Annotated in this window: 10 protein-coding genes; 5 read left to right on the top strand and 5 right to left on the bottom strand. The window is 66.1% G+C overall.

All coding sequences use genetic code 11. The features are described 5' to 3' along the window. From B3T77_RS02250 to B3T77_RS02235, 4 genes are all read left to right on the top strand, one after another. The coding region (locus B3T77_RS02250; RefSeq protein WP_292076754.1) for a hypothetical protein at positions 1–426 on the top strand (426 nt) is incomplete at its 5' end. A 184-nt stretch (positions 427–610) separates the two neighbouring features. Then, complete coding sequence (locus tag B3T77_RS02245; RefSeq protein ID WP_292076752.1) at positions 611–1468, top strand: hypothetical protein; 858 nt, start codon at positions 611–613, stop codon at positions 1466–1468. After that, positions 1465–4167, top strand: a complete 2703-nt coding sequence (locus B3T77_RS02240; protein ID WP_292076751.1) for a hypothetical protein — start codon at positions 1465–1467, stop codon at positions 4165–4167. Before B3T77_RS02245 ends, B3T77_RS02240 begins: the two co-directional genes overlap by 4 nt. Positions 4168–4194: 27 nt before the next feature. Next, complete coding sequence (locus B3T77_RS02235; protein WP_292076749.1) at positions 4195–5106, top strand: hypothetical protein; 912 nt, start codon at positions 4195–4197, stop codon at positions 5104–5106. 78 nt (positions 5107–5184) lie between these two features. Here the strand turns inward: B3T77_RS02235 and B3T77_RS02230 are convergent, their stop codons facing one another. From B3T77_RS02230 to B3T77_RS02215, 4 genes are all read right to left on the bottom strand, one after another. Then, a complete protein-coding gene (locus B3T77_RS02230) occupies positions 5185–5607 on the bottom strand; it encodes a hypothetical protein (protein ID WP_039246275.1) in 423 nt (140 codons plus the stop codon). A gap of 188 nt (positions 5608–5795) precedes the next feature. After that, positions 5796–6791, bottom strand: a complete 996-nt coding sequence (locus B3T77_RS02225) for a bile acid:sodium symporter family protein (RefSeq protein ID WP_292076747.1) — start codon at positions 6789–6791, stop codon at positions 5796–5798. A gap of 68 nt (positions 6792–6859) precedes the next feature. Further along, positions 6860–8815: an acetate--CoA ligase gene (gene acs, locus B3T77_RS02220; protein WP_292076745.1), complete on the bottom strand. Its 1956-nt coding sequence runs from the start codon at positions 8813–8815 to the stop codon at positions 6860–6862. Positions 8816–8820: 5 nt separating this feature from the next. After that, positions 8821–10173, bottom strand: coding sequence for a DcaP family trimeric outer membrane transporter (locus tag B3T77_RS02215; protein ID WP_292076744.1), 1353 nt, complete (start codon positions 10171–10173; stop codon positions 8821–8823). Between the two features lie 161 nt (positions 10174–10334). Here B3T77_RS02215 and B3T77_RS02210 point away from each other — a divergent pair, with 161 nt between their 5' ends. Then, on the top strand, positions 10335–10943 hold the full coding sequence (locus B3T77_RS02210; protein WP_292076742.1) for a response regulator transcription factor: 609 nt from the start codon (positions 10335–10337) through the stop codon (positions 10941–10943). Here the strand turns inward: B3T77_RS02210 and B3T77_RS02205 are convergent. After that, the coding region (locus tag B3T77_RS02205) for a hybrid sensor histidine kinase/response regulator (RefSeq protein WP_292076739.1) at positions 10940–12077 on the bottom strand (1138 nt) is incomplete at its 5' end. The genes B3T77_RS02210 and B3T77_RS02205 overlap by 4 nt on opposite strands.

Raw genomic sequence — 12077 nt, 5'->3', positions numbered from 1 at the left:
GGCACCATCGGCATCTACGCTTCGGACGATACCGGCCCGGCCAACGCCTTTGACATGACCGCTCCGGCCAACGTCACCATCGACACCAACCTGGCCGGCTGCAACACCTCGAACACCGTCACCGTGTCCAAGAACGACATCCGCGGCCTGGTGAACAACTCGGGCGCCGGCTACGACTCCAACGTCTTCCAAGCTGAGCTGCCTTATTCGGTCACCGGCACCTACACCGCCGGCGCCGTCGGCTCCACGGCCGCCGCGACGAGCGGCAACTACATCAACCTGGCCGCCAACGCCAACTCCACCAGCGCCAGCCACGGCGCCTGGAAGTCGGCCATGGCCTTGAACGTGAACATCCCCGTTCCGTCCAAGTCGCTGCTCGCCGGCGACTATGAAGGCCAACTGACCGTCAACATCCAAGCCTTCTGATCTTCAGAACGACTTGAGAAACGGCGACAGGGGGGGCTGCATGTCCCCCCTGTTTGCGTTTCAGTCACCATTGTTACGCCATGCTTAAGTGAAGCTGGCGCGACGCTTGCAGCAGCCTGGGCGCGGCGGCTCGCGACGGGAATCTCAAGCCGGCGTCAGACCGGTGTTCGGGGGAAGTAACACAATGTCTTCATCGTTCAGCCTTCGCAGGGGCCGGTCTGTCGCCTTGGCGATCGGCGTGTTTGCGGTTGCGCTCGTGATCATGGCTGTCGCCGGCGCGGCATGGGCCATGCGCGTGTCGCCGATGGTGTCTGAACTGACCACGACCGGCGCCGGATCGGCCGCCCGGATCGAGGTCGGCAATGTCGGATCCGTCGCCTTGCCGTTCGAGACGCGCATCACGCGCATGGATATCGACGCCAACGGCAATGTGACCGAGACGGACGCCGACGACGACTTCCTGGTCTTCCCGCCGCAAGGGCTGGTGCCGGTCAATGGTCGTCAGGTAGTTCGGGTCCAATGGGTCGGTGATCCCAAGATCGAGACCTCCCAAGCCTATTACTTGTGGGTCCGCCAGTTACCGGTCGCCACCGACCCTACCGCCACGCCCGAGAGCGGCGGCGCGGTGTCGGTCCAGGTCCTCTATACGATGAAGGCGCTGATCGTCGTGGCGCCGCCCGGCGCCGAGCCGAAGGTCGAGGTCGTCTCGGTGACGCCCGCCTTGGTCAGCCCGCCGGCGCCTGAGATCGATCCCACCCTCACCAATGGTCAGGCCGCGCCGCCGCCGCCTGCGGAACCCGGTATCGAGATCGTCGTGTCCAACACCGGCAAACGCTATGCCTTGATGAGCGGCGCCACCTGGATCGTTGAAGGCACCGATACCGCCGGCCAGCCTTTCCGCCGCGAATACGACAGCGGTGAGATCTCCAAGACCGTCGGCGTCGGCTACCTGGCGCCCGGCGGCGGCAAGAGAACCTTTAAACTGCCCACCGGCACGGCGCTGGATCCCGCCAAGCCCGTCACGTTGAAGTTCGGACGATGAGAGCGCTGGGGCACGTCTCGGTTCTCGCACTGGCCTGGGGGCTGGCGTGCGTTCCGGAATCATCGGCCTTGGCCGCCGTCAGGGCGGCTAACGCGGCCTACGAACAGGCGGCAGAGGATGCTACGGCGGCTCTTAACCGAGCCAGTCTGGCGGCCGGCGAAGCCGCCGCCTCCCGCGCTCAAGCCATGCAGGTGCCCGCCCAGCCCGCGCCCGCCCCAACGGTAGCCGGGCCTACGCCCGAGGCGCCGGCTCCGGTCGAGCAAACGCCGTCGACTGCTGCTGCGCCTGCCGCACCGCGCGAACGTCGCGACATCAACCCCTACGATCGCGACATCCCAATGACGGTGCCGCTGAACTTCAACAGCCGCGTGCTGGGTGAACTTCCGGTCGTGTTGACGCGTGACGACCGTTTCATTGTCGACACGGCGGGGTTCAAGACGCTGATCGATCCCCTGCTGACCCCGGAAGCCCAGACCGAACTCGCGACGCGGCTGCAAGGCGTCACGTCGTTTGCGCCGGAGGAGATCAACGACACCGGCATTCAGCTGGACTATGACCCTGAACAGCTGGCCGTTCTGGTCCTGCGCATCGATCCGACGAAACGAACGGTCGAGTCGCTGTTTCGCGGCGGCAAGCCGGAAACGCCGGGCCTGCCTCCCGAACCTTTCAGCGCTTATCTGAACAGCAATGTCTCGATCCAGCGTCGGGAATCGACCGGCGATGTCAGCAAGCCCAGCGTCTTCCTGAACGGCGCCATTCGCTACAAGCGTTTGGTCTTCGAAGCCGACGTTCAGGGCCGCGAGGATCTGTTCACGGGCGAATACAATGTCGAGCGTCGCTACGCCCGGTTCGTATTCGATCAGCCCGAAGACTATCGCCGCTGGTATCTCGGCGATCTGGAACCGGAAATCCGCGGTCGTCAGGGCTTCTCGCAGCTCGGCGGGGTCGGCGTGTCGCGCCAGCGTCAACGCTTCGACTCGTTCCGCAACAATGTCCTGGCCGGCGGCCGTCAGCTGGTGCTGCAGGAAGCCTCGACGATCCGTGTGCTGAGAAACGGCGTGTTCGTGCGCGAGTTTCGCCTTGATCCCGGCCAGTACGACCTGACCAATCTGCCGCTGGAAACCGGCTCCAACGACATCCAGCTGGAGATCCAGAACGACTCGGGCCGCGCCGAAACGGTCGCCTACAGCGCCTATCTGGACGCCATCGAGCTTGAACCGGGCGACTACGAATACGGGGCCTATTTTGGCGCCATCAACAACGGCATCTTCGGATCGCCCGACTATTCCGAAGGCGAATTGGCCTTCACCGGCTTCTGGCGCAAGGCGTTCGAGAACCGGCCTGCTGTGGGCGTCGGCTTCCAGGCGTCACAGGACGCCCAGACCTTGTCGGGCCAGAGCCAGTTGATCCTTCGCAACGGCGCGCGCGTTCGCCTGGACGCCGCCGCCAGCAACGGCGACCCCGGCGTCGGCTACGCTTTTGCGCTGGGTTACGACCACGTCGTCGATCTGGGCGAGACCTTCGATAGCTGGACCGTCGTCGCCGACTTCACCTCGGAAGACTTCTCCTCCATCGGCAATCCGACCGGTCAGAACCCGACGTCATGGGTCTTCTCTGGCGGCTATTCGCACCAGTTCTCGCAGGACTGGCTGGCGAACGTCAGCGCCTCCTATCGGATGAGCCGCAGCGATCTGATCGACGATTCCTATTCGATCAACGCCACCTCCACCTACCGGTTCGCGCCGGAATGGAGCGCGCAGGTCGGGCTGGAGTATTCCGACTTCGGCGCCAGCTTCGGCGGCTTCCAATCCGGCGGCTTCGGCGCGACCTTCGCCCTGATCTGGCAGCCGCGTTACGATCGTCGTGTCGAAGGTCGCTATAACTCGGCACGCAACAGCGGCAGTGTGCGCGCCCAGCAGTCCAGCGAAAACCGCGTCGGTTCCTTCGGCTATTCGCTGGCCTCCACCTATGACGATGGGCCGGCGACCGTTTCGGGTCAGGTCGATTATGTCGGCAATCGCTTCGACGCCAGCTTGAGCCATACGGCGTTCGGGCGGGACTTCTCGAATATCACGCAAGAGCAGGTGACGAACCTGCGCTTCGGATCGTCGATCTCGACGACCGGGGGCAAGGTTGCTGTTGGCCGCAACATCTACGACAGCTTCGCCATCGTCTATCCGCACAAGAGCATCGACGATCATCCCGTCATCGTCGGCGACAGCTTCGAAGGCGGTCGCTACACGGGTCGCAGCGGCCTGCTGGGCGGCGCGGTGGCGAACAACCTTACCGCCTATGTGAACCAGTCGGTGCGTTATGATGTGCTCGACGCGCCCTTAGGCTACAACATCGGCGACGGCATCGCGCGCGTCCGTCCGACCTACAAGAGCGGCTACGCCATCCAGGTCGGCAGCGCCAAATTCGTCAGTGCGCTGGGCCGTCTGGTCGGCAACCAAAACCGTCCTGTGTCGCTGATCTCGGGTCGTGTGACGCCCCTTGATGATGCGAACGCACAGCCCGAACTGTTCTTCACCAACTCGGTTGGACGGTTTGCGGTGCAGAACCTGGAACCGGGCAAGCGCTATCGCGTCGAACTGTTCTCCACGCCGGCGCTAGGGTTCGAATTTACGGTTCCCGCGGACAACGAAGGTCTGCTCGATCTCGAGACCATTGCCGTTCCGCTCGACGTGCCCGAAGCCTGAGCCCAAGACTTAGCCGAGGAGGCTGAAATGTCCCGTAATCGTACATCCGCCCTGCTCCTGGCCGCCGCTGCTGCGACGGCGACCTTGATGGCGGCCGCGCCCAGCCAGGCTGCGCCGGGTTGCCAGCTGGTGATCGAATCCGGCACCGATCAATGGATGATGCGCTACGAGCCGTTCGATCAGGACGTGGCCGTGCAGGAATTCGATGTCGCCGTGGTGAACCAGGGTGATGGCCCCTGCACCGCCGTCAGCCGCGTCGAACTGCGCGGCGAGCAGTTCGGTCTGGTCAACGAAGCCGGCGCCCAGCGTATGGCCTACGCCCTGGTCGACGAGCGAGGCGGCGCGGATGTCACGCCGCGCGCGGGCCAGAGCGCTCGCCGCATCGGGGTGCGGCCGCTCAACCTGGCGGCCGGCGAGCGGGGTCTGATGCGCTTCTCCTTCACCGCCGCCCCGGCTGAGACCCTGTCGGCGGGTCTCTATTCCCAGAACGCCTTCATCAATCTGGAAACACCGGACGGCCGACCGCTGGCGGAAAAACCCGTCACGCTTAGCCTCCAGGTGCCGTCAGCCGCCGTCATGGGTCTGAAGGGCGAGTTTCGTCGCAACGGCGGCACGCCGACGATCGACCTGGGGGAACTGACCCAAGGTGATCGGCAGCTGCGCACGACCCTCTATGTTCTGAGCACGGCCGGATATAGCGTCTCGGTGGCGTCGCAGAACCAAGGCCGCCTGCGTCAAGGCGCCAGCGAATGGTATGTGCCCTATGGTCTGGTTCTGGGCGATCGCGACATGGACCTGTCGCGCGGCGGTCGGGTAGATGTGGTGTCGCGTCGCGCGCGACTGGACGACTATCCGCTGACCATCAGCGTCGGCAGCACGACCGGCAAGCGCGCCGGCGACTATTCCGACATCCTGACCTTCACGGTCGCCGCACTTTAAGCGCCGGAGCCAAACAAAAAGAGGCGGGGACGTCGCGCGTCCCCGCCTCTCTTCAATTGGGATGGATGTGGTCGTCGATCAGATCGGCTGAATCGTCAGGGCCAGGATCAGCGGCTGTTCCAGTTCGACGTCGTCGAACCGATAGGACACCGAACGGATCGTCGCGATGCTGGAACGGCGCAGGGTCTGCATGCCGGACTTGTCCAGATCAAACGTCCGGTCACCGTAGAACATCACCGCCTTTTCGGTCAGCGACAACGGGCGATACTGGGCCGAGACGGTGAAGCCGCCGGGGCTGTTGCAGGCCTCGACCACCTCTCCAGAGCGACCGGCGGCGGCCAGGACGGGCGATGTGGGCTTGACCCAACAGGCGACAGGCACGGTGGCGCGAAGGCGATAGGTGCCGCCTGCGGTCGGCCCGGCGAAGGCGGGAGCGGCGGCGGCGACCAGGCCGAGCCCGAGTGTGGCGGCGGCGAGAGCGCGAAGGATACCTTGGGTCATCTGCGGTTCCGATCTGCACATTGCAGAGGAACACTAGAACGCCGCGCGTTAAGGTCACGCGAGCGAACACGCCTAACGCGGCTTAACCTTGATCGCCGACGTTAATGCGTCGGAAAGCATGATAATGTGCATAGGAATACTAAAGCGGACCCGGCCTAATCTCTGATTTAGCTCAAGTCGCGCCGGACCTATGCGGTCTGTTCGATGGCTGCGGCCGCTTCATTCTCCCGTGCATACCGCTGGGCGATGATGGTGCAGGCGAACAGCTGGATCTGGTGGAACAGCATGATCGGCAGGACGATCAGCGGCACGGCGTGACCGGCGAACAGGATGCCGGCCATGGGGATGCCGGTGGCCATGCTCTTCTTGGAGCCGCAGAACAGAATGACGATCCGGTCGGGGCGGTCGAACTTCAGCGCGCGGCCGGCGAAGAGGGTCAGAGCCAGGACGATGGTCAGCAGGGCGATGTTCAGGCCGATGACCTTGGTCAGATCCAGCGGCGCGACCTGGGACCAGACGCCGGCGACGACGCCTTCGCTGAAGGCGGCATAGACGATCAGCAGGATGGATCCGCGGTCCACCAGACCGGTCAGTTTGGCGTGGCGGGTCAGCCAGTCCTTCAGCAGCGGGCGGCACAGCTGGCCCACGGCGAAGGGGGTCAGGATCTGCAGACCGATGTCGAAAATGGACTGCAGATGGATGCCGCCATTGGCGCCGCCGATCAGCAGGGCGACCAGCAACGGCGTCACGACCACCCCCAGCAGGTTCGACAGGCTGGCGCTGGTCAGGGCGCCCGCGACATTGCCGCCGGCGATGGAGGTGAAGGCGATGGAAGACTGCACCGTGGACGGCAGCAGGCACAGATACAGCATCCCGGTCAGCAGATCGGGCTGAAGCGATCCCCGCATCAGAAACACCAACCCAAGCCCCAGCAGCGGAAACAGCAGGAAGGTCGACAGGAAGACAGTGCCCTGAAGCCGCCAGTGCAGCAGGCCCGCGCCGATGGCCGCCGGCGACATCCGCGCGCCGTACAGGAAGAACAGCAGAGCGATGGCGCCCTTGACCACCCCGTCCATGACGACCGCCGCCTGTCCGCTAGCGGGGAACAGGGCCGCCAGGATCACCGTGCCGATCAGGGCCAGCAGATAGCCGTCGATCGGCAGGCGGGATAGGAAACGAGGCATGGACGGCTCAGGCTGCGGCGGGCTGACGCACAGATAGGCGCATCAGCCCCCGCATTGAACCCGCGTCTTCAGGCCCCGGCGCGGTTCTTGACCAGATCGTCCACGACCGACGGGTCGGCCAGGGTCGAGGTGTCGCCCAGCGCGCCGATCTCGTTTTCTGCGATCTTGCGCAGGATGCGCCGCATGATCTTGCCCGACCGGGTCTTGGGCAGGCCCGGCGCCCACTGGATCACGTCGGGGGCGGCGATGGGGCCGATCTCGTGGCGGACGTGGGCGACCAGGGTCTTGCGCAACTCCTCGGTCGCCTCGACCCCGTTGTTCAGGGTGACATAGGCGTAGATGCCCTGGCCCTTGATGTCGTGGGGATAGCCGACGACCGCCGCCTCGGCGACATCGTCGTGCAGAACGAGCGCGCTCTCGACCTCGGCCGTGCCCATCCGGTGGCCGGACACATTGATGACGTCGTCCACCCGGCCGGTGATCCAATAGTAGCCGTCTTCGTCCCGACGGCAGCCGTCGCCGGTGAAGTACCGGCCCGGGTAGGTCGAGAAATAGGTGTCGAAGAAGCGCTGATCGTCGCCATAGACGGTGCGCATCTGGCCCGGCCAGCTGTCGGTGATGCAAAGGTTGCCGGAGACGGCGCCCTCCAGCGGCTGGCCCTCGGCGTCCACGATCTGGAGCTCGACACCGGGCAGGGGCAGGGTCGCCGATCCGGGCTTCAGGTCGGTGGCGCCGGGCAGGGGGGTGATCAGATGGCCGCCCGTCTCGGTCTGCCACCAGGTGTCCACGATGGGGCAACGGCCGTCGCCGACCACCTCGTGATACCAGCGCCAGGCCTCGGGGTTGATCGGCTCTCCCACCGTGCCGAGCAGCCGCAGCGAGGCGCGCGAGGAGGCCTTAACCGGCGCATCGCCCTCGCGCATCAGGGCGCGCAGGGCCGTGGGGGCGGTGTAGAAGATCTCGACCTTGTGCTTGTCCACCACCTGCCAGAAGCGGCCGGCGTCAGGATAGTTGGGCACGCCCTCGAACATCAGGGTCGTCGCCGCATTCGCGAGGGGGCCATAGACCATATACGAGTGGCCCGTGACCCAGCCCACGTCGGCGGTGCACCAGAAGACCTCGCCGGGGCGATAGTCGAAGACGATCTCGTGCGTCCAGGCGGCCCAGAACAGATAGCCGCCCGTGGTGTGCAGCACGCCCTTGGGCTTACCCGTCGAGCCGGAGGTGTAGAGGATGAACAGCGGATCCTCGGCGTTCATCGGCTCTGGCGGGCAGTCGGCATCGACCTTGGCGGCCTCCTGCCCATAGTCGAAGTCGCGACCCTCGATCATCGGCACGTCGGCGCCGGTGCGGCGGATGACCAGGACGGTGTCGACCTTCACCTTCGTCAGGGCCTCGTCGACATTGGCCTTCAGCGGAATGTGCTTGCCGCCGCGCAGACCCTCATCGGCGGTGATGACCAGGTTGGAGCCGCAGTCCTCGATCCGGCCGCACAGGCTGTCGGGCGAGAAGCCGCCGAAGACGACCGAATGCACCGCGCCGATCCGCGCACAGGCCAGCATGGCATAGGCGGCCTCGGGGATCATGGGCAGATACAGGGTGATCCGGTCGCCCTTTTTGGCCCCATGCGTCTTCAGCACATTGGCCATGCGGCACACCTCGGCGTGCAGTTCGCCGAAGGTGATGTGGCGGCTGTCGGCGGGATCGTCGCCTTCCCAGATGATCGCCGTCTCGTCCTTGCGGTGGGGCAGGTGACGGTCGATGCACTCAGCCGAGACGTTCAGGACGCCGTCCTCGAACCAGCGAATGCGGAAATCTTCCTTGTTGAAGGAGACGTCCTTGATCCGGGTCGGCGGGGTGATCCAGTCCAGACGCTTTGCCTGTTCGGCCCAGAAGACGTCAGGCGTTTCGCGCGCGGCGATCCGCGCCGCCTCGTAAGCCTCCCGGTCCATGTGCGCCTTTTCGGCCCAGTCGGCGGGGACGGGATAGAGGGCGGGATCAGGCACGCGAGACGTCTCCGGCATCAAAATCAGAATCCGTATTTGGCGAACAGGATCAGTCGGGTCATGTCGCCGCTGGCGCCGGTTTCGATCTCGCGGTCTGCGAACATCAGCTCGGCCCCGACATCAAACGCCGTAACCGGCGACCAGATCAAGTTGGCGTGGAAGCTCTGGGCCGAACGGTTGGCGGCCAGGCCCGTGAAGGCCAGGTCGTTGTCCACCTTCTGCGCCGACCAGATCAGGCTGGAACGCCAGCCGGGCGCCCAGACGTGGCGATAGGCGGCGAAGCCGGCGACGACGCCGATCGCATCCAGATCGCCCGCGCCGTTCAGCACGGCGTCGTTGGAGAAGTTCAGACCGACATAGCGGCCGATGCCCTCGCCGCCCGTCACCATCAGGCGCAGATCGTCCTTGGCGCCGACCTTTATCTTGGTCGAGGCCGACAGGCCCCAGCCGGTCGCGGTGGAATCGATGTTGCTGGCCGGGCTCTGGTATTTCAGCTGACGCAGCAGGCCGGCGAACTGGAAGTCGCCCCAGGGCTTGGACACCGCATAGCGGGCGGTGAAGTCCGGCAGGCTGTTGTCGTCGGCAACGATGCGCGCGCCGCCGCCGAATGGGGTCACCGTCGTCTCGGGGTTCTCGACCGAGACCGAGAAGGGACCGCGGGTATAGCGGACCTGGACCTGACGGGCGAAGACGGTGCCTTCCGCCGCGCCGATGAAGTCGGCGGATTCGGGCAGGACGGCGGTGTTCTGGAAGTTGGTCCACTCCTGGCCGATCAGCCAGCTGTCGATGGTGATGAAGGCGCGACGCAGGGCCGGGTTGGCCGGGCTGGTTGTGCGCTGGTCGCCGGCGCCGGGCAGGGTCTGGAAGTCCATCTCCATCCGGGTGCCGATCTTGTGGCCGCCGACCATGCCGTCGGTGGTCAGCCAGAACCGAGTCTGGCGGGCGTTGAAGTCGGTCGCCGTATCCTCATCCGCGCCGCCGATGGGGATGGAGCCGGGAATGTGGAATTCACGCAGCGCGTCGCCGTTGACCGGATCGCCCCCGGAATAGCGGCTGGCGTAAGCGTCGACCTTGACGAAGCCGCCGAACTTGACCGTGTGGTCGCCGATGCGGAAGCCCTCGCCGGGCGCCGCCGGCGCCGACGTCTGCTGGACCGGGGCGGGCGCGGCGGGGCGGGTCTCCAGGCGGATGATGTCCTCCTGTTGCGCCGCCTGCTGGGTTCGCGCGGCGACGACCTCGGACTTCAGGGCGTTCAACTGGGCTTCGAGCTGGGCGATGCGCGCCTCGAGCGCGGCCTGGTCCTGGGCCGAGGCCAGGCTGGGCGTCGCCATCAGCGCAACGGCGGCGGCTCCCGCCATCAGGCTTTTCGTGATCATGATGAACCTCCCGCGCCCGTCTCGCGCGGGCGTCCGTTTGACGACCTTTCCGCCTCCGGCCTCGGGGAGCCATTGGCCATTGGTCTAATTTCGACCAAAGTCGAACCGCGCCATGATGGCGACGACGCGGCCGGTCAGACGCCGCGCACGGAAGGAAGCCCATGGATCGCATCCTCGTCGCCGACGACCATCCCCTGTTTCGCGCCGCCCTGCGCTCGGCCGTCGACAAGGCGGCGCCGGGCGCGGAGGTGGTGGAATGCGCCAGCCTGGCCGAGGCCCGGGCCGCGATGGTCGCGGGACCCGTCGATCTGTTGCTGCTGGATCTGAAGCTGTCGGACAGCGAGGGCATGGCGGGATTGGCCGCCGTGCGGGCCGAACAGCCGACCGTGCCGGTGGCGGTGGTCTCGGCCAGCGAGGACGCGCCGGTGGTGCGCCATGCCCTGGGTCTGGGCGCCGCCGGCTTCATTCCCAAGTCTTCGTCCCTGCCGCAGATGGTCGAGGCCATCGCCGCCATTCTGGCCGGCGACAGCTGGGCGCCGGATGTGCCCGAGGCCGACGACGATCTGGCCGGCCGCGTGGCCAGTCTGACGCCGTCGCAGCTGCGCATCCTGGAAGGGCTGAAGGCCGGCCGGCTCAACAAGCAGATCGCCTTCGATCTGGGTGTGTCCGAAGCCACCATCAAGGCGCATCTGACCAGCGTGTTCCGCAAGTTGGGCGTTCAGAACCGAACCCAGGCGGTGATCCTGGCCAAGTCGCTGGACCCGGCTTAACTAGACAGGAAGGCTTTCAGCGCCGCCGGCTTGATCGGCTTGGGCAGAAGGACGGCGCCGGCCGCCGTCGCCTGTTCGTTCAGCCCGTCGCGGGTGTCGGCGGTGACCAGGGCGATGCGGCGCACGCCCTGGGGCCTCAGCCAGTCGATGACGGCGAAGCCTTCCGGCCCATCGCCCAGATGCAGATCGACCACGGCGGCGTCGAACGGCCCTTGCGCCGTCTTGGCCGCCTCGACGCTGGCGACCAGCGTCGGCCGCGCGCCCCAGCGGGTGAGCAGGGCGTTCAGCGCGTCCAGAATCACCGGCTCATTGTCCACGCACAGCACGCGCATGCCGGCCAGGGAATCATCACCGCCAAACGCCGTGGGCTGGCGCTGCAGCGGCGGCGGCTGGGCGGGCGTGGGCACACGCGGCAAAGTGATGGAGAACATGCTGCCGCGGCCGGGCTGGCTGCGTGCGTTCAGGCCGTGATCGAGCAGGCGCGAGATGCGCTGGCAGATCGACAAGCCCAGGCCCAGGCCCTGCTCGCCCCAGTCAAAGGGCTGCTGGTAGCGATGGAACTCGTTGAAGATCTGCTGCATGTGGTGCTCGGGAATACCGGGGCCGGTATCCCATACCTGCAGCTCCACCTGCTCACCGCGCACGCGCAAGGCCAGCACGATGCGTCCGTTGCGGGTGTAGCGCAGTGCATTGGCCATGAAGTTCTGCAGTACGCGCCGCAGCAGCCGACGATCACTGCGTACCCAGGCGCTGCGTGCGAACACATGCAGACGCAGGCCACGGCCGGCCGCTACCGGGGTGTACTGCGCGGCCAGTTCACGTACCAGCACGCTGGCGTCGAAATCGGTGATGGTCGGGCGCAGGCCGCCGGCATCCAGCCGCGACACATCCAGCAGGCCGTCCAGCAGCTCTTCGGCCGCACGCAACGAGGCATCGACGCGCTCGGCCAGATGCCGCTGCTCGTCGGTCTCCGGCAGGCTGTCGCGCAACGCCGATGCAAACAGGCGTGCCGCGTTCAACGGCTGCAGCACGTCGTGGCTGATCGCGGCCAGGAAGCGCGTCTTCGATTGCTGCGCCGCTTCGGCAGCCTGCGAGCGCTCGGTGACACGCTGCTCCAGCGTTTCGTTGGCTTCC

Origin of the sequence: Brevundimonas sp. UBA7838 (assembly GCF_002500885.1) — a bacterium.
Taxonomy (GTDB): domain Bacteria; phylum Pseudomonadota; class Alphaproteobacteria; order Caulobacterales; family Caulobacteraceae; genus Brevundimonas; species Brevundimonas vesicularis_C.
The sequence above is the reverse complement of the archived record's forward strand: the minus strand, read 5'-3'. Positions and strand labels throughout refer to the sequence as shown.

Excerpts from the sequence above, each read along its gene's own strand:
- B3T77_RS02245 (WP_292076752.1), top strand. The coding sequence starts at position 611 with ATGTCTTCATCGTTCAGCCTTCGCAGGGGCCGGTCTGTCGCCTTGGCG.
- B3T77_RS02240 (WP_292076751.1), top strand. The coding sequence starts at position 1,465 with ATGAGAGCGCTGGGGCACGTCTCGGTTCTCGCACTGGCCTGGGGGCTG.
- B3T77_RS02235 (WP_292076749.1), top strand. The coding sequence starts at position 4,195 with ATGTCCCGTAATCGTACATCCGCCCTGCTCCTGGCCGCCGCTGCTGCG.
- B3T77_RS02230 (WP_039246275.1), bottom strand. The coding sequence starts at position 5,607 with ATGACCCAAGGTATCCTTCGCGCTCTCGCCGCCGCCACACTCGGGCTC.
- B3T77_RS02225 (WP_292076747.1), bottom strand. The coding sequence starts at position 6,791 with ATGCCTCGTTTCCTATCCCGCCTGCCGATCGACGGCTATCTGCTGGCC.
- acs (WP_292076745.1), bottom strand. The coding sequence starts at position 8,815 with ATGCCGGAGACGTCTCGCGTGCCTGATCCCGCCCTCTATCCCGTCCCC.
- B3T77_RS02215 (WP_292076744.1), bottom strand. The coding sequence starts at position 10,173 with ATGATCACGAAAAGCCTGATGGCGGGAGCCGCCGCCGTTGCGCTGATG.
- B3T77_RS02210 (WP_292076742.1), top strand. The coding sequence starts at position 10,335 with ATGGATCGCATCCTCGTCGCCGACGACCATCCCCTGTTTCGCGCCGCC.